The organism is Shewanella sp. 38A_GOM-205m, from assembly GCF_000518445.1.
GTDB lineage: Bacteria > Pseudomonadota > Gammaproteobacteria > Enterobacterales > Shewanellaceae > Shewanella > Shewanella algae.
The window spans coordinates 1-24,228 of sequence record NZ_JADP01000033.1 but is presented as its reverse complement, the minus strand read 5'-3'; the positions used below and the strand labels follow the sequence as shown (position 1 = coordinate 24,228).

The following is a 24,228-nucleotide window of genomic DNA, read 5'->3' as shown; positions in this document are numbered from 1 at the left end:
GCAGACAGGGTATTCAACCTGATTTATGAACCACTAATACCCGAGTAAACAAGTAGGATTTATACTTGACTAAATTGCTCGGGTATGTTGAAATTCCCACATACCTGTTTGGGAGCCGTGGTCGTTTTATGAAACTTACATCTAAGGGTCGCTACGCAGTGACAGCCATGCTGGACGTGGCCATACATTCGGCGCAGGGGCCGGTACCGCTGGCAGATATTTCCGAGCGCCAGGGGATTTCCCTTTCTTACCTAGAACAACTCTTTGCCAAACTGAGAAAACAAGGCTTGGTCGCCAGTGTGCGCGGTCCCGGTGGTGGTTACCGTCTCGGACTGGAAGCCAACGATATCTCGGTGGGCATGGTGGTACATGCGGTAGATGAATCTGTCGATGCCACCCGTTGTCAGGGACAGGGGAATTGCCAGAGTGGCACCCGATGTCTGACGCATTCGCTCTGGGGTGACCTGAGCAAACAGATTTCTGACTTTTTAAATGGCATCAGCCTTGCTGCACTGATGCAGAAACGGGATGTACAGTTCATCTCGGTAAAGCAAGATAAGATGCAGCAGGAGCAGAGAGTCAGCGCTTGAGCTGATCCTCTGGTGGATATAAAAACGAATAATGTACGTTGTATGTAGCCTCGGCCGAGACTGCGAAGTACGGAGTGTGTAATGAAGCTTCCTATCTATTTGGATTATGCCGCAACAACGCCTGTAGACCCCCGGGTTGCAGACAAAATGGTACAGTACATGACAATGGACGGTGTATTCGGTAACCCCGCATCCCGTTCACACCGCTACGGCTGGCAGGCCGAAGAAGCAGTGGATATTGCCCGCAACCAGGTCGCGGAGCTGATCAATGCCGATCCCCGTGAAATCGTGTTCACCTCCGGCGCCACTGAATCTGACAACCTGGCTATCAAAGGTGTTGCCCACTTCTACCAGAAGAAGGGTAAGCACATCATCACCAGCAAGACAGAGCATAAGGCAGTACTGGATACCTGCCGTCAGCTGGAACGTGAAGGTTTCGAGGTCACTTACCTGGAACCTGCAGCCAACGGTATTATTCCCATGGAGCGCCTGGAAGCGGCCATGCGCGACGACACCATTCTTGTCAGCATCATGCATGTCAACAACGAGATTGGCGTGATCCACGATATTGATGCCATCGGCGAACTGTGTCGCAGCAAAGGCATCATCTTCCATGTGGATGCTGCCCAGAGTGCCGGTAAGCTGCCTATCGATATTCAAAAGACCAAAGTAGACCTCATGTCTATCTCGGGGCACAAGATGTATGGCCCCAAAGGCATAGGTGCCCTGTATGTGCGCCGTAAGCCTCGTATTCGTCTGGAAGCCCAGATGCACGGTGGTGGTCATGAGCGTGGTATGCGCAGCGGCACCCTGGCGACTCACCAAATTGTGGGTATGGGCGAAGCGGCAGCCATTGCCAAAGCCGATATGGAAAAAGATAACGAACGTATTCGCTATCTGCGCGACAAGCTGTGGAACGGTATCAAAGATATCGAAGAAACCTATCTCAATGGCGATATGGAGCAACGTGCCTGCGGCAGCTTGAACGTCAGCTTTAACTATGTGGAAGGCGAGTCGCTGATGATGGCGCTCAAGGACTTGGCCGTATCTTCCGGCTCAGCCTGTACTTCTGCCAGTCTGGAGCCCAGCTATGTGCTGCGAGCCCTGGGGCTGAACGACGAGATGGCGCACAGCTCAATTCGTTTCTCCATCGGTCGTTTCACTTCCGAGGAAGAGATCGACTACGCAATCGAAACCATTAAAAACTCTATTGGCAAACTGAGAGAAATGTCACCACTTTGGGAAATGTTCAAAGATGGTGTGGACCTCAACCAGGTGCAGTGGGCACACCACTGATCCCCGCGGATAGATGAATTTGGAGCAGTATCATGGCTTACAGTGAAAAAGTGATAGATCATTACGAGAACCCGCGTAACGTAGGTTCTTTCGACAAGAACGACCCATCCGTAGTGACCGGCATGGTGGGTGCGCCTGCCTGTGGTGACGTGATGAAACTGCAGCTCAAGATTGACGACCAGGGCATCATTGAAGACGCTCGCTTCAAGACTTATGGCTGTGGCAGCGCCATCGCATCAAGCTCTTTGGTGACCGAATGGGTTAAAGGCAAGTCCATCGAGGAAGCGGCTGCCATCAAGAACACGGATATTGCAGAAGAGCTGGCTCTGCCACCTGTGAAGATCCACTGTTCTATTCTGGCCGAAGACGCCATCAAGGCGGCTCTGGAAGAGTACAAGTCCAAGCAAGCTAAATAACGCCAGGAGTTAAGATGGCTATTACTATGACGCCTGCCGCCGCCGAGCGTGTCCGTGCCTTTCTGAGCAACAGAGGAAAAGGCATAGGTTTGCGCTTGGGGCTTAAGACTTCAGGCTGCAGCGGGATGGCTTACGTTCTGGAATTTGTCGACGAACTCAACGAAGATGATGAGGTTTACAACATAGATGGTGTCAACATCATCATAGATGCCAAGAGCTTCATCTATCTTCAGGGGATCGAGCTGGACTTTGTCAAGGAAGGACTTAACGAAGGCTTTAAATTCAATAACCCTAACGCCAAAGGTGAGTGTGGTTGCGGTGAGAGCTTCACGGTTTGAGTTTCACCGCTGCCTGAGAGTATATGAATTATTTCGAGCTGTTTGATTTAACTCCCTCCTTTGATGTGGACACCGCCGAGCTGGCCAGTCGCTATCGCGATCTGCAGCGGGCGGTGCATCCCGACAAGTTCGCCAACGCCAGTGAACAGCAAAAACTGCTGGCCATTTCCCGCACTGCCCAGATAAACGACGCCTTTCAGACCCTGAAAGATCCTATCCGTCGGGCCGAACATATGTTGGCGCTCAAAGGTGTGGATATCAGTCACGAGACCACCACGGTTAAAGACACCGCCTTTTTGATGCAGCAGATGGAATGGCGTGAAGCGCTGGAAGAGATAGGCCAGAGCGGCGATGCCCAGAGCGATATCGATGAGCTCGATGTTTCATTTGCGGCTTACCGTAAGCAGGTGACAGAGCTGCTGCGTAACCAACTTCACAGTTCCAAAGAGGCCGACGCAATAGCCGCGGCAGATCAAGTCCGCAAGTTGAAGTTTATGGCAAAATTGCAGGATGAACTGCAGCGGGCCCAGGATGCGCTGTTCGACTGACGTCGCCTTCGGCCTTCAAGCATATTCCTACGGTTGGCTCAATTTTTGATTGGGCCAACTTTTTAAACACAAGATGGAAGACTATGGCACTTTTGCAGATTGCTGAACCCGGCCAAATGGCCGCTCCTCACCAACACAGATTGGCCGCAGGGATAGATTTGGGTACTACCAACTCCCTGGTTGCTGCGGTTCGCAGCGGCGAGGCGAGCACGCTGGCCGACGAGCAAGGCCGGCATTCATTACCATCTGTGGTGCACTATGGCGAGCAGGGTGTTCGTGTGGGTCACGATGCCCTGGCCGATTCGGCCAAGGATCCTGAAAACACCATAGTGTCGGTGAAGCGTTTCATGGGCCGCTCTTTGGCCGATGTGCAAAGCGGTGAGCAAGCTTTCCCCTATCAGTTTGAAGCCAGTGAAAACGGTCTGCCTCTGTTTGTGACCCGCGCCGGTAAAATGAATCCGGTTCAGGTGTCTGCAGAGGTATTGCGCCCCCTGATTGCCCGCGCCGAGTCTACCCTGGGCGGGCCTTTGGAAGGCGTGGTTATCACAGTGCCTGCTTATTTTGATGATGCCCAGCGTCAGGGAACCAAAGATGCGGCAGCTTTGCTTGGTATCAAGGTCTTACGCCTGCTCAACGAGCCGACTGCGGCCGCCATTGCCTATGGCCTGGACTCGGGTCAGGAAGGCGTCATTGCCGTCTATGACTTGGGCGGCGGCACCTTTGATATCTCTATTTTGCGCCTCAACCGCGGCGTGTTTGAGGTACTTGCAACCGGTGGCGATTCTCGCCTTGGTGGTGATGACTTTGATGAACTGCTGCAAGGCTTACTGCGTGAACGCATGGCGCTGAAGTCGCTTTCAAGCCAGGAAGCGCGGCAGTTGCTGATGGAAGCCCGGCGGGTAAAAGAAGCGTTGACCGATAGCGACAGCACTATTGCTAAGCTGACACTGAAAGATGGCAGTGAGTGTGAAGCCGAGGTGAGTCGCAGTGAGTTTGACCAGTTGATAAACACGCTGGTGAAGAAAACCATTCAGGGTTGCCGCAAGGCCCTACGTGATGCCGGAGTGGATACTGATGAGGTACTGGAAACCGTGATGGTTGGCGGCTCTACCCGGGTGCCTCTGGTGCGGGAAATGGTCGGTGACTTCTTTGGCAAGACGCCGCTGACGTCCATCGACCCTGATCGAGTGGTCGCCATAGGCGCTGCGGTACAGGCCGATATCCTGGTGGGTAACAAGCCTGACTCGGATCTCTTGCTGCTGGATGTGATCCCGTTGTCGCTCGGCATTGAAACCATGGGCGGTTTGGTGGAGAAGGTGATCCCGCGCAATACCACCATTCCGGTGGCCAGAGCCCAGGAATTCACCACCTTCAAAGACGGTCAGAGTGCCATGGCGTTTCATGTGGTGCAAGGTGAACGCGAGCTGGTGGCCGATTGCCGCTCTCTGGCGCGGTTTACCCTCAAGGGCATTCCACCATTGGCCGCCGGTGCAGCGCATATTCGGGTGACCTTCCAGGTCGATGCCGATGGTTTGCTCAGTGTCACTGCCATGGAGAAGTCGACCGGGGTGCAATCCAGCATCCAGGTTAAACCTTCCTTCGGTCTGAGTGATACTGAAATTGCCGGAATGCTCAAAGATTCGATGCAGAACGCCAAAGAGGATATTGAGCTGAGAATGCTCACCGAGCAGCGAGTGGAGGCAGCCAGAGTGCTGGAATCGCTGCACTCGGCGCTTGCGAAAGATGGCGAACTGCTCAGCCAGGAGGAGCGCGCTCTGGTTGACCGCGCCATGGCTGATTTGAGTGAAACCGCTGCCAATGGCGATGTTGATGCCATCAAGGCGGCGATAGAAGCGGTGGATGCGCAGACCCAGGAGTTTGCCGCCAGACGCATGGACAATTCGATTCGGGCCGCACTGAAGGGTCAGTCGGTCGATAACATATAGGTGAGACTATGCCACAGATAGTATTTTTGCCCCATGAAGAACTGTGTCCTGAAGGCGCCGTGGTGGAGGCAGAGGTGGGTGAATCCATTTTGGATGTCGCGCTGAAAAACGGCATCAACATAGAGCATGCCTGCGAGAAATCCTGTGCTTGTACCACCTGCCATGTGATAGTGCGTGAAGGCTTCGATGAACTTGAACCCAGCGATGATCTGGAAGACGACATGCTGGACAAGGCTTGGGGCCTGGAGCCTGAAAGTCGTCTGTCCTGTCAGGCCAAGGTGGTTGAAGGTGATATGGTTGTTGAAATCCCCAAATACACAGTCAACATGGTCAGTGAAGGCTAAGGAAGGTCCGAACAAGTCCTCGTGGCCTTATCTTTTGTAGAGAGTGGCCTGCACAGCAATTGGCGTTCAAAGCATCTTCCCTAAGTGCTGACATCTTTTGAAAACCGGCCCCAAGTGGCCGGTTTTTTATTGCTATGCTTGGCGTGCAGAGATTGATTTCCAACACGGCAGGCGTATGATGCGCTGTCTTTTTCACTCTTAGGGACACTGACCTGGATGCAGATTGCAATTTTGTCACAGAACAAAACCTTATATTCCACACGCCGTTTGGTGGAGGCCGCCCAGGAACGGGGTTATCAGGTGCAGGTGATCAATCCTCTGGAATGCTATATGAATATCAGTATGCAGCAGTCCAGTATTCATATCGGGGGCGTCGAGTTGCCGTCCTTCGATGCGGTGATCCCGAGAATAGGTGCCGGCATTACTTTCTACGGCACGGCTGTGGTGCGTCAGTTTGAGATGATGGCTACCTATACACTCAATAGCTCCATGGGGATCTCCCGCTCAAGGGATAAGCTGCGCTCCATGCAGTTACTGTCCCGCAAAGGCATAGGATTGCCAGTGACAGGTTTTGCCAATAAGCCCAGCGATATTCCGGATCTTATCGACATGGTCGGTGGCGCTCCCTTGGTGATTAAACTCTTGGAGGGCACTCAGGGGATAGGTGTGGTGCTGGCTGAAACCCGTAAGGCGGCCGAGAGTGTGATTGAGGCCTTTATGGGCCTCAAGGCCAACATCATGGTACAGGAATATATCAAGGAGGCCCAAGGGGCCGATATCCGCTGTTTTGTGCTTGGCGACAAGGTCATTGCCGCCATGAAACGCCAGGCTCTGCCGGGAGAGTTTCGCTCCAATCTGCATCGGGGCGGCACGGCAACCTTGGTGAAGTTGTCCCCTGAGGAGCGTTCAATCGCGGTGCGCGCCGCCAAAACCATGGGGTTGAATGTTGCCGGCGTGGATATTTTACGCTCCAACCATGGACCCGTGGTGATGGAGGTCAATTCATCACCCGGACTCGAAGGGATTGAAGCCGCTACCGGCAAAGATGTTGCCGGCGCCATCATAGAGTTTATTGCCAAGCAGAGGCGTAAGGGCAAGACACCAAGCGAAGCCTGATCTTGGTCTCAATCAAGGCTATTAAGGCTTCAACTGCGGCGCTATACTCAAAGTCAGTACTTATCTGAAGCAGGAGTAACCATGGGACTCAAGTGGATAGATTCATTGGACTTGGCTTTGGAGTTGCTGGAGGCACATCCTGATGTGGATCCAGAGCAACTGCATTTCCCTGAGCTTTACGAGTGGATATTGGCGTTGGAAGCCTTCGATGATGACCCTAAACGCTGCAGCGAGAAAATTCTCGAAGCCGTGCAGCAATGCTGGATCGAGGAAAAGTAACTCCCTCTGGCGGAAAACTGATCCCGGTCAAATTATCACCATCACGAGTCAACTATATTAGCTTAGTTAATAAATTGTTGTGCCGGTTTCGGAGGTTTGTCATGTCACGTTTCTTCGCCTGTAGTTTTGGATTATTTGCTCCGGCCGTGCTGGCACATTCGGGGCATGGTGGTGTTGGCTTGTTTCATCATTTTCCTCAGTTTATGCCTTTGTTATTACTTTTGGTTTGTCTCTGCGGCGGTTACCTTTGGCTCAAGCGTCGGCATTGAGTCTTTGAGTACCTCCTCCCGGTAGATTTTGCCAGGCGCTTTGCGAGATAGGATTAGGATCTGGCGCATTTATTTCGTATAATCCGCGCGAAATTTAAAAACTCGCTGATTAAGGAAGCTAGTCATGGCGATCGAACGTACTTTTTCTATCATTAAGCCTGATGCGGTAGCCAAGAACCACATTGGTGCTATCTACAACCGTTTTGAAACTGCCGGCCTGAAAATTGTTGCCGCCAAAATGGTTCACCTGACCAAAGAACAAGCCGAAGGTTTCTACGCTGAGCACAGCGAGCGTCCTTTCTTTGGTGCTTTGGTTTCTTTCATGACTTCTGGTCCTATCATGGTTCAGGTTCTGGAAGGTGAAAACGCCGTTCTGGCCAACCGTGAAATCATGGGTGCGACCAATCCTGCTGAAGCTGCCCGTGGAACTCTGCGTGCTGACTTTGCTGACAGCATCGATGAGAACGCTGTTCACGGTTCTGATGCTCTGGCATCAGCCGAGCGCGAAATCGCATACTTCTTTGCTGCTGATGAGCTGTGCCCTCGCACTCGTTAATTAACAGCAAATAGACAAAAAGGAGCCGAATGGCTCCTTTTTTGTTTGATTTTTGTGTGCAATAGAAATTCTACCTACATCACATTTTTCATCAAAAGCGTTGCATTAACAGTGGGTTGAAAAGCAAGCGTTGTAAATAAAATGTTTTGATACCTAATGATACATCTTGACTGTAGCCGGCATTCGCTCTGTAAAAATATCATTAGTTTTTGATTGATAAGGTACTTGAGTTTTACAAATTAAACCGGGTGTCAACAATTCATTATCATTTAAGTGATTGATAATGTTGCTGTTATTGGTATGTTTCTCGTTTGGGGGGCTGAGTATTACATAGAATAAGAACACGGTGTTCCCTCCCTGCCACCGTGCTTGAAAAAGGAATGAGAATATGTCAACGCAGACTGCAGTCGCTAAGGCCATCCGCTTTAGTCTGTTTGCTTTTGTTTCCACATCAATCCCTACAATGGTTTATGCCGCCGATGATGCTCAGGCTACAGAACAAGTAGAACGTATTGAAGTCACTGGCTCCCGTATCAAACGCACAGATATGGAGAATGCTTCTCCTGTTGTTGTGATGAGTGCTGCCGATATTGAGAAAGGTGGTTTCAACTCGGTTCAGGATGTACTGGGTAACCTGTCGCAGAACTCAGGCGGCTCCATGACCCAACAGGAAGTACATGGTTTTACCCCTGCCGCTTCCTCTGTCAACCTTCGTGGCGTGGGCGCCGGTCGGGTACTGACCCTGATCAATGGTAAGCGGGTGCCCAAGTATCCCTTTGGTGCCGGTGGTACCGACAGCTTCGTGGATACTGCCAATATTCCTTTGGGTGCGATCGAGCGTATCGAGATCCTGACTACAGGTGCCTCGGCTATTTACGGCTCTGACGCCATGGGTGGTGTTATCAACATCATTCTCAAGAAAGATGTCGAACAGACAACTTTCAAGTACCGTTTCTCCGACACGGATGAAGGTGGTCTGCGCAACAATCAGTTCTCTTTCATGACAGGTGTCAGCAGTGATACGGCTAACCTGACTTTCTTTGCCGAATATGAAGACAGAACGGCACTGAAAGGGACAGATCGCCCAGAGTGGGGTACAGATATTGTCGACGGTCAGCCATACTCAGGTTACAGCTCTTACGGTGCCAACCTGGTACAGGACCTCGGCAACAACAAAACTTCGCTGACCAAGACCTTGTCACCGGCAGAATGTGAGGCCCGTGGCTATGTGGTGATGGAAAATGGCCGCTGTGGTTTTGACCGCTCCAAGCAGCGTGATTTCCTGCCGGAGCAGAAGCGCTACTCGACCATGATCAACCTCACCAAGGAGCTGAATGCGGATCATCAGTTGTATTCCCGCATCGATTACACTCATTCCTCGACCTTTACCGAGATTGAGTCTGCGACAGTGGGCACTGATTTCATGTTCAATGTAGCCGGCGATAAAGTCACCATTGCCAATAAGGACAAGGGGCTGTCCCAAACTTTTGACAAGGACACTGCATTCGGTGGTGACTTTGCCAATGCTGCAGACGGCGACTACTACTACACCCGCCGAATGAGTGAGCTGGGGCCACGTACCTCTGACTTTGAAACCAATAACTTCTCTTTCATCATAGGTTCCAAGGGGTTCCTGACCGACAGTATCGAGTATGATACTTCTTGGTCTATTGCGCGTCAGACAGTGGAATCCCGCAGCAACGGTTCTCCAACTTACCAGAGCACCTTCGACTACCTGACCTCTGGCGACAGCGGCAAGTCTCTGCTGGATGTGATCTCTCCTGAAGATGCGGCACTGCTGAACTACGAAGGTAACAAGAAGGGACAATCTACTCTGTCCAGCTTTAGTGCCGGTATCAATGGTGATGCGTTCGAACTTGCCGGAGGCACTGCTGCCTACGCTGTGGGTATCGAATACAGCAAGGAGTGGTTCTACGATAAGTCTGACAGCTTCACCTCCAACGGTGGCGTCATAGGCAAGGGGGGCAGCAGCGCCGAAGGTGAACGTGAGCAGTATGCTGCCTATGCCGAGCTGGCCTTGCCATTGCTGGATCAGTTGACCATGACACTGGCCGGACGTTATGACTACTATGATGATGAGTCTGATGTTGGTGGCCAGTTTACTCCGCAAGTGTCACTGGAATACCGTCCAATCGACAGCCTGATGCTGCGTGCTTTGTATGCCGAGACTTTCCGCGCACCGGATATGCAGCGTTTGTTTGGCGATCCTACCACTGGCTACAGCACAGTTATCGACACTCCGCGCTGTGAAGCCTATGGTGAATGTGACAAGATTGAGTCTTTGCCGATTGCCATCGGTGCCAACCCAGAGTTGGAAGCCGAAGAGGGTAAAAACTACAACCTGGGTCTGGTCTGGGACTATGAAGGTATCAACCTGACGGTGGACTACTGGATGGTTGAAATCGACAATCTGGTGAATGACCCGAGTGCGCAGTATATTCTGGATCACGCCGATGCCTTTGCCGACAAGATTGAACGTGACAGCAATGGCAAGTTGCTGAAAGTGAACACTCAGGCGATGAATATGTCTTCTCGTGAGACTGCCGGTATCGATTTCTCTCTGGGCTATCGCTATGAAACCGAGAGCTATGGTGAATTCAGCAGCCGCCTGGAAGGGACTTACCTGACCCGTTGGAAGGAAAAGCTGACTCCGGATTCAGAGGAGCTGGACCTTATCGATGGTGAGGGATCTGCGCCTCAGTTGCGTGCCAACTTGAACCTGGGATGGTCTTACAACGACTTCTCCACCAACATTCTGTTCAAGTATATCGACAGCATGAATGGTGAGCGGATGGATTACTTTGTCAGCGAAGGTCTGGACAGCACTTATCCGGTGAAAATCGATAGCCATGTCGAGGTTAACCTGGCTGCCAGTTACTTCATCTACGACAATCTGAAGGTTTCTGCCGGTATCAACAACCTGTTTGATTCAGGACCGGAGATCGATTACACCCAGTCCAGCTGGCCTCATTACCCACGAGCCTACTATAACGTTATTGGACGTGAATATTATGCAGGGGTAGAGTTTACTTTCTAATAGTATTCAAACCTTGAAAACCGGCTTAATAAGCCGGTTTTTTATGCCTAAAATAAACAAAGGGAAAATAATGTTAGATACATATTGATTCAAATGTTTGTAAAATGTTTATTCTGGTTCGGTGTGATTTTTTTGCCATGAGATAGTTGTTTCTTAAATATTAAATTTATGGAACCCTTAAACTTAATAAAAACATATTTTTCAATATGTATCGCTTGTGTGTTTTTGTTTTAAAATTTTGATTTATAGGTGTTTTTAAGTTTCATTGGCAGTTTCGCTCTATTTGTTTGTATCAATTAGTTACCCAATGGTTGTTTTTGTGTTTTGTTTGTTGACCATGTTGTTTTATTTGTGGAGTATCTTTGTGAGTGTTGCAATTTGTTTGCAATGTTTAAAACAAAAATAATCAGATATTTCTTGCAGAAAGAAACATCAGGGAGACAAGTATGAGTTCCATCAGTTTAACTGCAAAGGCAGTTCGTCGCGGTTTACTTGCTGCGGCAGTTACGGGAATAGCTTTCAGCGGATATGCAACCGCTGAAGAAGCAAAAGAAGGCAAAGTCGAGCGTATTGAAGTAACTGGTTCACGTATCAAACAAGTGGATATGGAAACCGCTTCACCTGTTACTGTTATCACAGCAGCCGATCTTAAGGTTACCGGGGAAACCTCGGTTGCCGATGTATTGAATAACTCCAGTATCAACAGCTTTGGTTCCTGGCGTGGCATGTCCGGCTATGGTGCCGGGGCCAGTGCCACCAGTGATGTGGATTTACGTGGTCTGGGTTCTCAGGCAACCTTGATCCTGCTCGATGGTCGCCGTATGCCGGGTACCAGCTCAAGCTCAGGAACCGTTGCCGATACTTCCAGCATCCCAATGGCGATTGTTGAGCGAATCGAAATTCTGCGTGACGGCGCCTCTGCAGTTTACGGCTCGGATGCGGTTGCCGGGGTAATTAACATCATTACCAAGAAAGACTTTGAAGGTGTTGAGCTGAACTACACCGGTGAATCACCTGATGTGGAAGGCGGCGATTCTTCACGTTTCTCTGTAGCGGCCGGTTTTAGCACAGATAAGGGCAATATCACCCTGACGTTCGAGCATTACGATACTACCTCTGTGTACGATAAAGATGTTTGGCGCTTTGATGATCCTAGCTGGAACGGCATCAGCTCCTATAGTGTGATCCCAAGAGCTACCTATATTGGCGCCGATGGTAAATCAGCCAATTATACCAATAGCGAGCTTTGCTCCCAGGCACCGAATGTTATTGATGGTACCGACGGCGCCAATGCCGGAACCTGTTACTATGACTTTGGTAAGGTGACCAAGCTGTTTGGTAATGTGAACCGCAACAGTATTCTGTCTAACTTCAATTACCAGCTGACTGACGACATACAGTTCCGTGGCCGCGCTTCTGCCAGTCTGAGTGAAACCAATACCCGTTACGCGGGCACCCCGGTATCAACCAACGCCCCAACCATGGCTGCGGACAACCCAATGAACCCATTGGGCACAGATATCACTGAGATCCGTATGCGTTCGGTACAGATTGGTGAGCGTGACACTACCACTGAAACCAACTCAATCGACTTCCTGGCCGGGTTGGTAGGTTATTGGGATGTGGGTAACGGTATCGATTGGGAAATCAATGCCCAGCATACACGTTCAACCACTGACTCATTCAACTACAACCTGATCAACGACAATATCGTTCAGGACCTGATCAACACAGGCAACTATGATGTCTTCAACACCACAGGCATGAGCTATGAAGATTGGGATGCGCAGATGGCCGATCTCTATGGTCAAGCGGCCCATACCGGTGTGTATCAGGCGCAATTTAACAGCACCCAATTTGATGGTCTGTTGTCCGGCATGCTGTATGAAGGTAACGGTATTACTTTGGCCGCTGTTGTCGGTGCCGAGTATGAGATGATTGAGTTTGTGCAGCTGAGTGACCCGCAATCTGCTGCCGGTATTATTTCCGGTGGTTCGGGTGGCGACGATGTTGATGCAACCCGAGATCGCAGTTCTGGCTATTTGGAACTGCAATCTTCGCTGCCATACAATGTGGATCTGTCCGCTGCAGTTCGTTATGAGCGCTATGAGCAGGAAGGTAACATAGCTTCCGGCTTTGCCTCTTCAACCTTCGATTCAGTTGTGCCCAAGTTCTCTGCGAGCTGGCGTCCGGTTGACTCTCTGTTGCTGCGTGCCAGCTGGGGTGAGTCTTTCCGTGCCCCTAATATGGGTGAGATGTTCTCCGGTGAAGCGCTGAGTTTTGAACGTACCCTGGATACTGTCTGGTGTAGTGCCAACCCCGGGGCCGATGAAAACTACTGTAGCCCAAGTAACCAATATAAGACCTTCTATGGCGGTAACCCGGATCTGAAGGCGGAAGAGGGTGAATCCTTGACCCTGGGCTTCGTCTGGAACGTGACTGACGATTGGAGTATTGAAACCTCTTACTATGACATCAGCTACGACAGCAAGATTGAAGTGGTCGATGTTGCGGATCTGATCCGTGAAGAAGAAGCCAATGGTGGTTCGCCTTATATCATTCGTGGCAGCGATGGCAAGATTGAGACCATTCACAGCCAGTATCGTAACTTGAGTGCGCTGGAAACTTCCGGGATTGACTTTGTCACCAGCTACAACCAGGAAACTGATTTCGGTGATTTCCGTCTCAAGCTGGAAATGACTCATGTACTGGAATATAAGACCAAGGCCGATGCCGAGTCTGACTTCTTCGATGAAGCCGGTCTGCAGGACAAGCCTGAATGGCGTGGCAGTGCGTCAATCAACTGGAGTCGTGATAACTGGAGTGCAGCTTGGACTACCTACTATATAGGTGGCCAGGATTCAGGAGCTGTTGAATACAACAACGAGTACCTAATCAACGTATCAAGCTACTTCAAGCACAACGTCCAGGTAAGCTACGCCCACGACTGGAATGGTTCCATCACCTTGGGTGTGAACAACGCCTTCGATGAGGAAGCACCAACCTGGTACAACTATGCTGACTATCGTGATGTCAACACAGGTCTGTACGACGTACTGGGTCGCACCTGGTTTGTAACCATTAATCAGAAGTTCTGATAAAACGCCGATTCTCCCTTACGGCTCAGCCCCGCCATTTTGGCGGGGCTTTTTTGTATAGAGCCCCCCAACTAGGCTGGGGGTTCCGTTTATCCGAATAAAAGCTTGTCTGTCAGGAGCCGAGGACATACGCGCAAAGAAAGAGCGGAGTTTTACGATAGTCATAAAAAAAGCAACCCTTGAGGTTGCCTTCATCGCTCTTGATTGATCAATCAGTGATTCAATCGCAATTCTTGTCTGTGTTCGTGTTTATATTGCTCATGGCAACGTTCACAACGCTGCTCGGTCGGATCTCTGTCGAGCCGATATGCTTCGATTTCAGCCTCACAGTCTGCACAAAGGCCATAAAGCCCTAAATCCAGTTGGCAGAGGGCGGCATCCAGTCTCAATAGTCTGTGGTAGAGAGGATGTTTGCAAAGATCGGCCTGAATCATGGTTTCAATCAGATCACTGAGTGACATCTGGGGATCCCAGTGGGGTCCGAGCACCATTATCTCTTTCCTGAGATCGATTTCTAACGCCGACAATGCTTGTCTGATATGGGAGCTGCTCACTGATAATTGCCTGTAAAGATTGAGTCTACGGTCATTTAGTCTAAACAGCCGGGTCAATGTCACTATGATAAAGATCAAATCTGGGTGACATTTTCTGTCGTTAAGGCGCTAATTTGTCAGAATTGCTCACATCTTGTCATCTATTTCGCGATGAGCTCGGCTGAGAGTGGCCACTATGTCGTCGGTTTGCTTGTGTACCCTGAGCTCCCTGAACAGGGTATCGGCCTGTGGATACTGGCGATTGAGGTAGCTGAACCACTGTTTGATCCGTGCCGGGTAGTAGCAACTCTTGCGGCCGCTGAGCTCTTTCTGGCTGTAACTCATCAGCAGTGCCAGGGTCTGTTGCCAGCTGTATTGCATGGCGCCGTTTTTGATGTGATCCGCCAAATTGGGCAGAGAGATGGCGCCGCGGCCCACCATGATACTGTCGCAACCCGTTACTTCCATGCAGCGCAGGGCATCTTCCCGGTTCCAAATCTCGCCGTTGGCGATCACGGGAATGGCCAGTTTTTCACGGATCTCAGTGATATATTCCCAATAGGCGGGTGGACGGTAACCGTCTTTTTTACTGCGGGCATGGACAGCCAACTCAGTGGCGCCGGCTTCATAAATCGCCAGCGCGTTTTCCATAAACAGGCTCTTGTCTTCGAACCCCAGGCGAATTTTGGCGGTCACCGCATGAGGTTCAGGAACCGCCTGCCGCATGGCTTTGACAATCTTATGGATCTGCTCCGGATACTGGAGTAACACGGCACCGCCTTTGCTGCGGTTGACCATCTTGGCCGGACAACCAAAGTTGGCATCTACCCCTTGGGAGCCGAGTTCTATTGCCCTCAAGGCGTTTTCAGCCATCCAACCAGGTTCCTGCCCTAAAAGCTGTACCCTGACCGGCGTACCACTGAGAGTCATGCCGCCCTGCAGCAGTTCGGGGCAGAGGCGATGGAAGACTTTTTCAGGCAAAAGTTGATCCACCACACGTACAAACTCTGTGACCATCAGATCATAAGGATTAATTGCAGAGAGCAGTTCCCGCATCAGATTGTCAACAACCCCCTCCATAGGGGCGAGAATAATACGCACGTGTTTAAGGCCTGGCTGAAATAGAAAGTGGCGCATTCTACCTTAAATCCCATCCGGCACCAATCGACAGTTGAAAAGGCACAGGCTTATTCGAGAGATCTAACTGTTAACAGCTTGATCTTATCGGCATTTGCTATTTTACTCATGTATCCCTACATGGGGTTTTAGGTAAAAACTGTGATCCGTGGTTGAAAATGTGAAATAGATTCTGCTGTCCCCGGGTCTGATATTGCAAGCCGGCAATCGAGGCCGGTCACTCGTAACAACTCTATGAGCAACAGGCAGGAAAGACAATGAAGACAGTCAAGACAACTACAGTAGCAGCCGCTTTGGGTATGGTTATCGCAGGTTCCACCGTCGCGGCAGAGGCCCAGGCCAGTGCTTTCGGTTTTCAGGCAATGGAAGCCGGTTATCAATTGGTTGGTAATGAAGGCAAGTGCGGCGAAGGTAAATGTGGTGATAAGAAAGCCAAAGAAGCCGAGCACAAGGGCCGTGAGGGTAAATGCGGCGAAGGCAAGTGTGGCGAAGGGATGAAGAAAGCTGCCGAAGGCAAATGTGGTGAGGGCATGAATAAGGCCGCAGAAGGAAAGTGCGGTGAAGGCATGAAAAAAGCCGCAGAAGGAAAGTGCGGTGAAGGCAAGTGTGGCGAAGGAATGAAGCATTCCGCCGAGGGTAAAGCCAAAGCCGAAGCCAATAAGGTCAAGGAAGGCAAGTGTGGTGAAGCCAAGTGCGGTAGTAACCACTGAAGCTGAATAGTGCAGGGCGCATTGCGCCCTGTCTGAAACCACAAAGGCGGTAATTATTTATGAATAACTGTGTCGGTTTGGGGCTTAGGCGGGAGATGCTGGCCGAGTTTTGTCAGGCAGCACCCAAGGAGGCCGATTTTTTCGAGGTCGCGCCGGAAAATTGGATGCGCCTGGGGGGTAAGTTTGGAAAGCAGTTTCGACAACTGACCGAGAAGCATTCATTTTACTGCCATGGGCTCAGTCTTTCTATCGGTAGCCCAGCTCCGCTGGATCTGGCGTTTATCAAGGAGATTAAGCGCTTTCTCGATTTGCACCAGATAGATGTCTATTCAGAACACTTAAGCTATTGCTCTGCCGATGGGCATATGTACGATCTTATGCCTATCCCTTTTACTTATGAGGCTGTACGGCATGTCAGTGCCAGGGTCAAACAGGTGGAGGCGATTCTGGAGCGGCCACTTATTCTGGAAAATGTGTCCTTTTATGCTGCTCCGGGTGCCGAGATGACAGAGCAAGAGTTTGTCTGCGCCGTGCTGGAAGAGGCTGACTGTCGTCTGCTGCTGGATGTCAACAACATCTATGTCAACTCGGTTAATCATGGCTATGATCCTGCAGCTTTTCTGGCGGCCATGCCCAGTGAGCGCATCGCTTACCTGCATATTGCCGGTCACTATCAGCAGGATGAAGATCTGATTATCGATACCCATGGCGCCGATATTATCGACCCTGTCTGGCAACTGCTGGCAGAGTGCTATAGGTTGCACGGGGTGCATCCCACCTTGCTGGAGCGGGACTTTAATATTCCCGAAACCCAAGTCTTGTGTCAGGAGTTGAAGCAGATAGACACGCTGCAACACCGGGCCTTGGGTGCATTTGCACAAGAGAGGAGAGCTTGATGGCCTTGGCCCAATTACAACAGGCTTTTGTTGCCTATTTGCGGCGGGATGATATGCCTTTGCCGGCCGGCACCGATGAACGGCACATGCGGGTATATCGCGAGCTTTTTTTCAATAATGTCAATGGCTTTGTTTCCAATGCCTATCCGGTTCTTAAGTCGTTGCATACAGAGGCGCAGTGGTTGGCGTTGGTAAAGGATTTCTTTGCCCGCCATGATTGTCAAAGCCCGTTGTTTATCGATATTGCCGCCGAGTTTCTCGACTATCTGTGCCGGGAACAGGCAAGCGCTTTGGATGCCATGCCTTTTATGCTGGAGCTGGCACATTATGAACTCTTGGAACTGCAGGTATCTGTGGCAGTGGACAGTTCGGCGCCTTGGCTGGAGCCGACCGAGCTCCAGGCGCTGGAGCAACTGGCTGCAAAACTGCAATTGGCCGTCACCGCCAGAGTGGCGCAATATCAGTTCGAAGTTGACCGAATTAGCCCAGATTTCCGCCCGGATTCGGTGGCGGCCACCCCGGTATTTTTCTGTGTCTATCGTGACCGGGAAGAGGAGGTGCGCTTTTTAAGGCTCAATCCCATGACGGCGCAGCTGTTGGCCAAACTGCAGCAAACGCCGCTGAGTTTTACCCGGTTACTTGCTTGGCTGGCAGAGACATTTCCCCAGTTTCCTGAGCAACAGCTTTGTCAGGGCGCGCTCACTACTTTGGCGGAGCTGGCGGTCTTGGGCATTATTCGTAAGCAACCCACAACCGCCATCCAAGCCAGAACACCTTGTCAGGCATGAGTTTATTTTAGTTGTACTTGCCTTGGGCTGACCCTTTGGCTGACATTGATGCCTGAGTACGGCCTTAATACAAGGGAGTGGCTAATCCCATTGAAAAAACATGGTTTTTATCGGCGTGAGAAAGGGCTAGAATAGCGCGGTTTTGTGATTGAGATCACTCCCACACTGGCCCTAGAAGTAGAGGAGCTGTCATGAGTCAGCCGTTTAAAGACCCATTCAATATTTTGTATTTTCTTGGTTTTATTCTGGTAATGCTGTTACCTACACTGCCTGCCAGTCTGTCTTGGCTGAAACACGCGGGATTGATCTGAAGCAGCAAGATCCAGCTTTTGCTACAATGGCCACCCTCAGCGGTGGCTTTTGTTTAGGGGCGACCGGTTTTCCAGAGGAAATTGGATGGTTATCAAAAGAGGCTTCTTTTTAATCTCGGGTATTTTGAGCCTGGCTATGGGATTACTCGGCATTGTCTTGCCTGTGCTGCCCACGGTTCCCTTTATTTTGTTGGCCGCTTTTTGTTTTGCCCGCTCCAGCGAAAGGCTACACGATTGGCTGCACAGTCATCCTTGGTTTGCCCAGCCTCTTGCCGATTGGCATTCCCGTAAAGCGATGCGTAAAGGATTAAAGCGAAGGGCTTTTTTGGTCAGTGGTGCCAGTTTTGCCCTCAGCATTGCCTTGGTGCCACTTTGGTGGGTGAAACTCTTACTTGCCGTTTGCTGTGTCTGTCTGTTGTTGTTCCTGTGGCAGATCCCCGAGCTGGAAGATAGTGAGTGATCCTGTAGACAAAAACGCCGACTTGTCGTGATTTTGTCATTCAGTTGGGGTAGCCTTGGCGCGCCTTGAAACCACTAGGGAAATTTAATGAGTTTCAACATTTTGCTTGTTGATGATAATAACATCAGCCAACAGGCTTTGGCCGAACTGTTCCAGAGCCAAGGTTGGCACTGTACGTTGGCCACCAATGGCATGCAGGGGCTGGCGTGCGCCGAGCGGCAAAACTTCGATGCCGTGATTAGTGGCTTTTTCATGCCTTTGCTCGACGGGCCGCACTTCGTCCCGCTACTCAGGCAACTCGACGGTTATGCCAACCTGCCTGTCGTGGTGCTAAGTACTCACAGCCAAGAGGAAGTGGCCGCCAGTATGGATATGTCCCAGGTTAATGGCTTTTGGAGAAAACCATTGAACTGTGACACAAAGCAACAACTCCTGGATCACTTATCGACAGAGATTGTTGCATGGCGGATTAAAGCGGCTTAAGCTTTAGCCGGATTTTTGAAATGCAGTCCACCTCAGTGTGGACTTTTTTGTTGTAAAGAGCCGGGCCCAGTGTCTGGAAATGAAGTATTGAGACTATGGCAATGAACTCCGACAGCTTAAGCCTGATTAAGCAAAGCATTAAAACCATTCCGGATTATCCTAAAGCCGGGATCCTGTTCCGCGACGTAACCAGTCTGCTTGAAGACCCGGTTGCCTACCAGTTAAGCATTCGTTTGCTGGTGGATCATTATAAAGATCATGGTTTTACCAAGGTTGTCGGTACCGAAGCCCGCGGTTTCCTCTTTGGTGCCCCTCTGGCGCTGGAGTTGGGTGTGGGCTTTATTCCCGTGCGTAAGCCCGGCAAGTTGCCAAGAGAAACCATAGCCGAAAGCTATGAGCTGGAATATGGCCACGACACCCTGGAAATGCATGTTGATGCCATAGTGCCGGGTGACAAGGTACTGGTTATCGATGACTTGCTGGCAACCGGTGGCACCATTGAAGCCACAGTTAAGCTTATCCGTCGCTTAGGCGGCGAGGTGAAAGACGCCGCATTTGTGATCTCCCTGCCGGACCTGGGCGGTGAACAGCGCCTGACCGAGCAAGGGCTCGAACTGGTTAAGCTGTGCGAGTTTGACGGCGAATAAAAGCTCAGCCCTGCTGCTTTGCGGGTCGTCTCGGTAGCGTGAAGTCATACCTCATGTTATTGTTTTACGATCCGCGGAGCTTGCTCCCGCAAAGATACTTTTATGGATTTTGGGGAGTTTCATGTCCTATCAGGTACTAGCCAGAAAATGGCGACCTGCCAGTTTTGATCAGGTAGTCGGCCAATCTCATGTCTTGCATGCATTGACCAATGCCCTGAGTCAGCAACGACTGCACCATGCCTATCTGTTTACCGGTACCCGCGGCGTCGGCAAGACCAGTTTGGCGCGCCTGTTTGCCAAAGGGCTCAACTGCGAAACAGGGATCACCGCCAAGCCATGTGGCCAATGCAGTGCCTGTCAGGAAATTGCCCAGGGGCGTTTTGTCGACCTTATCGAAGTCGATGCGGCTTCCCGTACCAAGGTAGATGATACCCGCGAACTGCTGGATAATGTTCAGTATCGCCCAACCCGGGGGCGTTTCAAGGTTTACCTGATAGACGAAGTTCATATGCTGTCCCGCAGCAGTTTCAATGCGCTGCTCAAGACACTGGAAGAACCCCCTGAGCACGTCAAATTCCTGCTGGCCACCACAGATCCGCAAAAGCTGCCGGTGACTGTACTGTCCCGCTGCCTGCAATTTAACCTAAAGAGTCTGGATCAGACGGAGATGGCCGGCCAGTTGCAGCATATTTTGCAAAGCGAAGGTCTTAAGTTTGAAACTTCTGCGCTGACGCTTCTGGCGCGAGCCGCCAACGGCAGTATGCGAGATGCCCTGAGCCTGACAGATCAGGCTATCGCCTTTGGAGCCGGGCAAGTGATGCTGGAGCAGGTACAAACCATGCTCGGCGCCATAGATGAGCGCCAGGTGCTGGCGCTGTTTGATGCGCTCCTCACAGGCGACATCGCCAAAATGATGCAGGAAGTGGCCAAGGTGCTGGCATTTGGCGCCGATGCTGCCGAAGTGCTGCGTAGCTTGCTGGAGCTCTTGCATCAGATAACCCTGAGTCAGTTTGCGCCGGCGGCGGCCAATCTGTCGCTGTTTGGTCCCAGAATTAACCACTATGGTGAAAACCTCACCCCCGAGCAGGTGCAGCTCTATTACCAGTTGCTGCTCAGCGGTCGCAAGGAGCTGCCTTATGCACCGGATCCCAAGTCAGGGCTGGAGATGGCGTTACTCAGAGCCGTTGCCTTTGTGCCGGAAACGCCGCCCAAACGCTGGCAAAGGGGTGAAGTCGCCGATCTGTCTGCCTTGGATGACAGCAGCAGTGCCGCTGCGCCTGCGGCGGTCGGGGCGCTGAATCAACCCCTGGCAAGCAATAACGCCGATGAGATAAAACCTCAAGCCGCCTCTGCTCAATCTGTTACAAGCCAGGCTGTCGAAGCGCAAGCCGAAAAGACGCAAGCTGCCAAGATGCCAACACAGGTAAGCCCGGCGGCTGAGACGCAGGCGAGCAATGTTGACTCACAGATGGCTGCCGATGAGGGCGAAGATGCAGACGAACAGGCCTTATTGGCCGAACAAGCGCTGCTGTTATCCCAGGCCGGTAGCATGGGGTTCCGGAATGAGGCCTCTGAGCCTGCTAAAGTGGCCGAGTCTCTGCCGGCACGGCAACCGGCTGCAGCTCAACCTCACAAGCCTGTGTCACAAGCTGAAACCTCGGCTATTAACGATGAGCAGCAATCCCAGGATGACTTCTATGCTGCCATGGGCTATTCACTGCAAGGTGAAGGGCAGGATAGCAGCCTGGATTTTTATCAGCAGCAGATGTCGATGGACGGCCAAATGCCATCCGCTGCTGACAAGAGTACCTCCGAGGCATCGCTATCAAATAAGCCATCAAGCGAGCCAGTGCCTGCCGATGCCAACATAGACTCGGGCAGCGATGACATCTTGGGTGATGATCTGCTCGATCAGGTGCTTGCCACCCGGGATTTGCTGCTCAGTGATATAGAGGCCGCCAGCCCCAAGGACGGTGAAGAAAAAAAGCCCTTGCTGGAGCGCCGCAGCGCGGCTGCAGCACCTGAGTCCGATGCTGTAGCGGCCACTCAGTCAGAAGCGGCAGCAGAGCCAGGAAACAGCCCTGAGCTGAGCAAAAGCCCTGAGCGGGTAGACAGCCCTGAACCAAGCAATAGCCCTGAGCCTTCCCAAGCAGAAACACAAACTCCTGTTGCCGGGGAGGTGCCCTCCAAATCTGGCCCAAATCATGTTGCGGCGCTCAAGGAGGACAGGCCACCATGGGAAGATGCCCCAGAGGGTGCGGTTGAAGCGGGTCGCGAGGCAATGCAAGACAGTGAAACGGTTCAAAACGTGGCTTTCCCACAAGCCGAACCAGAGTCTGTGCCTGAGTTTTTGCCTGAGCCTGAACCTGAACCTGAGCCACAACATACCGCGCAGCAGACAGCACAGGAAGCTGCACCACAGGCGGTAGACGAGTCGGGACATGAGCTGAAAAATGAGCTTGGGCAGGGATCTGGCCAAAGCGCTACAGTAAATACTGTAAACACAGGAGCTCGGCCTGCATCCGAGCCGGGCCAAGCATTAGGCCCGGAGTCCGCTGAGGCCTTCGCCCATGCTCCGCCCAGCGGTCATCCACAGGATCTCTATTGGTATAAATTGATGTCGGCGCTGGAAATAGGCGGCCGGGTGCGGCAACTGGCGGTAAACTCAGTCTGTGAGCGGATAGCTGAACCGCTGCCCTTGCTGCTCAAGCCGGATCAGAAGCACTTGGCGGCAGATTCGGCCATCAAACAGCTCGAAGAGGCACTTTCCAAACTGTTTGGGAAACCTTGCCGCACAGAGATTGTCGTAGGAGTAGATGACCAAAGGGAAACGCCGTTGGAAATTCGTCATCGTTTTCATCAGGAGCTCCTGAGCGGGGCTCATGCTTCATTGATGAATGATGAAAACATTCAATGGCTTGTCAGTCATATGGGGGCCGAACTGGATCAGGATACTCTCGGATATCCCCCCAAGCTGCTCAGTCAACGGGCTAATTTGATTGCAGACAAGGCGCCCTAGGGCACGGTGGATGTTACCCGCTTCATAAGATTGCCGCTCAAAGCGACTCTTGGATTGCCAAGCGGGTTAATTTCAGTAAGATTAGCCAACTTTGACCTGTTACTCACAACTTGAATTGAAGAGATAAAGCTATGTTTGGAAAAGGCGGTATGGGCAACCTGATGAAGCAAGCCCAGATGATGCAAGAAAAAATGGCCAAAATGCAGGAAGAGATTGCCCGCATGGAAGTCACTGGTGAGTCAGGCGCAGGATTGGTGAAAGTCACCATGACCGGCAGCCACAATGTTCGCAAAGTCGAGATAGATCCCAGCCTGCTGGAAGACGACAAAGAGATGCTGGAAGATCTGATCGCCGCGGCATGCAACGATGCGGCTCGCCGTGTTGAAGAGAACCAAAAGTCCAAGATGGCCGAAGTGACAGGTGGCATGCAACTGCCTCCTGGCATGAAGATGCCATTCTGAGTCGGAATAACAGATGAAATTCAGCCCACTGGTGGATGAATTGATCCAGTCGCTGCGCTGTCTGCCAGGTGTCGGCCCTAAATCGGCACAGCGGATGGCGTTTCAACTGCTTGAGCGCGAGCGTAAAGCCGGGCTCAAGTTGGCTGAAGCGTTGGAGCGAGCCATGAAAGAGGTGGGGCATTGTCAGTCTTGCCGCACCTTCACCGAGGAAACGCTGTGTCCCATCTGCGCCAGTCCTCGGCGCGGCAACGCCGATACCATCTGCGTGGTTGAAACGCCGGCCGATGTGTTGGCTATCGAAGCCGGGGGGCATTTCAGTGGCCGTTATTTTGTGTTGCTGGGGCATCTATCGCCGCTCGATGGTGTCGGACCCGAGGAGTTGGGGCTGGCGCTGCTGGAAGAGCATCTGGCCAAAGGTGAGATTGCTGAGCTGATCCTGGCCACTAACCCGACGGTGGAAGGCGATGCTACGGCGCATTTTATTGCCGATATCGCCCATCGCTACCAAGTCAAGGTGAGCCGAATCGCTCATGGGGTTCCGGTAGGCGGTGAGCTGGAATATGTCGACAGTACCACTCTGGCATTGTCGTTCAATGGGCGAATGCCGCTCTGACGTTTGATTTAATGTGCCTTCTGTGAATACCGGCCCCGCCTATGCGGCAACGTAGATCAGATAAGGATCGGTTGACCGATCCTTCTGATGAGAGACAATCGGAAACCTGTTTATAGGTTTCCGATTTTTTATGTCTATTCAAAACTGCTTTGCCGACTTTCTTGAAGAGAGTCCTGTTGATGTCGCTCAGCTAACCACCTTCTCCGAGCATATTCCTGACGAGTGGATTGCTAAAGCGGCAACACTTTCCGATAAAGCGACGATTCGTCGACGTCGCTTACCGAGTGATATGGTTCTTTGGCTTATTGTTGGAATG

24 protein-coding genes are annotated in these 24,228 nt (G+C 51.6%); 22 read left to right on the top strand and 2 right to left on the bottom strand.

Translation table 11 applies throughout. The features are described from left to right. The first annotated feature begins 128 nt into the window (after window positions 1-128). The 12 genes from iscR (at window position 129) to N512_RS0116500 (ending at window position 13,854) form a co-directional block, all read left to right on the top strand. Entirely contained in the window at window positions 129-590 is a 462-nt protein-coding gene (iscR, locus tag N512_RS0116555; protein WP_025011489.1) for a Fe-S cluster assembly transcriptional regulator IscR, read from the top strand. Window positions 591-671: 81 nt separating this feature from the next. Next, entirely contained in the window at window positions 672-1,886 is a 1,215-nt protein-coding gene (locus N512_RS0116550; protein WP_025011490.1) for an IscS subfamily cysteine desulfurase, read from the top strand. 32 nt (window positions 1,887-1,918) lie between these two features. Further along, window positions 1,919-2,302 (top strand): Fe-S cluster assembly scaffold IscU, encoded by a 384-nt coding sequence (iscU, locus tag N512_RS0116545; protein WP_025011491.1) that lies wholly within the window; start codon window positions 1,919-1,921, stop codon window positions 2,300-2,302. A 14-nt stretch (window positions 2,303-2,316) separates the two neighbouring features. Beyond that, a complete protein-coding gene (iscA, locus tag N512_RS0116540; RefSeq protein WP_025011492.1) occupies window positions 2,317-2,640 on the top strand; it encodes an iron-sulfur cluster assembly protein IscA in 324 nt (107 codons plus the stop codon). Window positions 2,641-2,663: 23 nt separating this feature from the next. After that, the gene (gene hscB, locus N512_RS0116535) at window positions 2,664-3,188 is read left to right on the top strand and encodes a co-chaperone HscB (RefSeq protein ID WP_025011493.1); all 525 of its coding nucleotides are present in this window, start codon (window positions 2,664-2,666) and stop codon (window positions 3,186-3,188) included. Between the two features lie 83 nt (window positions 3,189-3,271). Then, window positions 3,272-5,134: a Fe-S protein assembly chaperone HscA gene (hscA, locus tag N512_RS0116530; RefSeq protein ID WP_028781031.1), complete on the top strand. Its 1,863-nt coding sequence runs from the start codon at window positions 3,272-3,274 to the stop codon at window positions 5,132-5,134. A gap of 8 nt (window positions 5,135-5,142) precedes the next feature. Further along, a complete protein-coding gene (fdx, locus tag N512_RS0116525) occupies window positions 5,143-5,478 on the top strand; it encodes an ISC system 2Fe-2S type ferredoxin (RefSeq protein ID WP_025011494.1) in 336 nt (111 codons plus the stop codon). 216 nt (window positions 5,479-5,694) lie between these two features. Continuing rightward, entirely contained in the window at window positions 5,695-6,594 is a 900-nt protein-coding gene (gene rimK / locus N512_RS0116520; RefSeq protein WP_025011495.1) for a 30S ribosomal protein S6--L-glutamate ligase, read from the top strand. A gap of 81 nt (window positions 6,595-6,675) precedes the next feature. Then, a complete protein-coding gene (iscX, locus tag N512_RS0116515; protein WP_025011496.1) occupies window positions 6,676-6,873 on the top strand; it encodes a Fe-S cluster assembly protein IscX in 198 nt (65 codons plus the stop codon). 393 nt (window positions 6,874-7,266) lie between these two features. Further along, entirely contained in the window at window positions 7,267-7,698 is a 432-nt protein-coding gene (ndk, locus tag N512_RS0116510) for a nucleoside-diphosphate kinase (protein ID WP_025011497.1), read from the top strand. A gap of 388 nt (window positions 7,699-8,086) precedes the next feature. Beyond that, window positions 8,087-10,756 (top strand): TonB-dependent receptor, encoded by a 2,670-nt coding sequence (locus N512_RS0116505; RefSeq protein ID WP_025889464.1) that lies wholly within the window; start codon window positions 8,087-8,089, stop codon window positions 10,754-10,756. 446 nt (window positions 10,757-11,202) lie between these two features. Further along, entirely contained in the window at window positions 11,203-13,854 is a 2,652-nt protein-coding gene (locus tag N512_RS0116500) for a TonB-dependent receptor (protein ID WP_028781030.1), read from the top strand. Between the two features lie 212 nt (window positions 13,855-14,066). Here N512_RS0116500 and N512_RS0116495 read toward each other — a convergent pair whose 3' ends face one another. Further along, a complete protein-coding gene (locus N512_RS0116495; RefSeq protein WP_025011499.1) occupies window positions 14,067-14,408 on the bottom strand; it encodes a TraR/DksA family transcriptional regulator in 342 nt (113 codons plus the stop codon). Window positions 14,409-14,534: 126 nt separating this feature from the next. Further along, window positions 14,535-15,488, bottom strand: a complete 954-nt coding sequence (locus N512_RS0116490) for a tRNA-dihydrouridine synthase (RefSeq protein WP_025890163.1) — start codon at window positions 15,486-15,488, stop codon at window positions 14,535-14,537. A gap of 293 nt (window positions 15,489-15,781) precedes the next feature. On the opposite strand from N512_RS0116490, the gene N512_RS0116485 reads away from it, so the two are divergent. The 10 genes from N512_RS0116485 to N512_RS0116435 form a co-directional block, all read left to right on the top strand. Continuing rightward, window positions 15,782-16,234, top strand: a complete 453-nt coding sequence (locus tag N512_RS0116485; protein ID WP_025011501.1) for an HvfA family oxazolone/thioamide-modified RiPP metallophore — start codon at window positions 15,782-15,784, stop codon at window positions 16,232-16,234. 59 nt (window positions 16,235-16,293) lie between these two features. Further along, entirely contained in the window at window positions 16,294-17,130 is an 837-nt protein-coding gene (locus tag N512_RS0116480) for an HvfB family MNIO-type RiPP peptide maturase (protein ID WP_028781029.1), read from the top strand. Further along, a complete protein-coding gene (locus tag N512_RS23210) occupies window positions 17,130-17,918 on the top strand; it encodes an HvfC family RiPP maturation protein (protein ID WP_051472840.1) in 789 nt (262 codons plus the stop codon). Before N512_RS0116480 ends, N512_RS23210 begins: the two co-directional genes overlap by 1 nt. A 396-nt stretch (window positions 17,919-18,314) precedes the next feature. Beyond that, window positions 18,315-18,689, top strand: a complete 375-nt coding sequence (locus N512_RS0116465) for a YbaN family protein (RefSeq protein WP_025888748.1) — start codon at window positions 18,315-18,317, stop codon at window positions 18,687-18,689. An 87-nt stretch (window positions 18,690-18,776) separates the two neighbouring features. Next, entirely contained in the window at window positions 18,777-19,172 is a 396-nt protein-coding gene (locus tag N512_RS0116460; RefSeq protein ID WP_028781028.1) for a response regulator, read from the top strand. A gap of 95 nt (window positions 19,173-19,267) precedes the next feature. Continuing rightward, entirely contained in the window at window positions 19,268-19,819 is a 552-nt protein-coding gene (gene apt, locus N512_RS0116455; protein WP_025011504.1) for an adenine phosphoribosyltransferase, read from the top strand. 121 nt (window positions 19,820-19,940) lie between these two features. Beyond that, window positions 19,941-22,838, top strand: coding sequence for a DNA polymerase III subunit gamma/tau (gene dnaX / locus N512_RS0116450; protein ID WP_028781027.1), 2,898 nt, complete (start codon window positions 19,941-19,943; stop codon window positions 22,836-22,838). A gap of 131 nt (window positions 22,839-22,969) precedes the next feature. Beyond that, window positions 22,970-23,299: a YbaB/EbfC family nucleoid-associated protein gene (locus N512_RS0116445; RefSeq protein WP_025011505.1), complete on the top strand. Its 330-nt coding sequence runs from the start codon at window positions 22,970-22,972 to the stop codon at window positions 23,297-23,299. Window positions 23,300-23,312: 13 nt separating this feature from the next. Then, window positions 23,313-23,912, top strand: coding sequence for a recombination mediator RecR (recR, locus tag N512_RS0116440; RefSeq protein WP_025011506.1), 600 nt, complete (start codon window positions 23,313-23,315; stop codon window positions 23,910-23,912). A gap of 130 nt (window positions 23,913-24,042) precedes the next feature. Continuing rightward, a partial coding sequence (locus N512_RS0116435) for a transposase domain-containing protein (protein ID WP_028781026.1) occupies window positions 24,043-24,228 on the top strand: 186 nt, incomplete at its 3' end.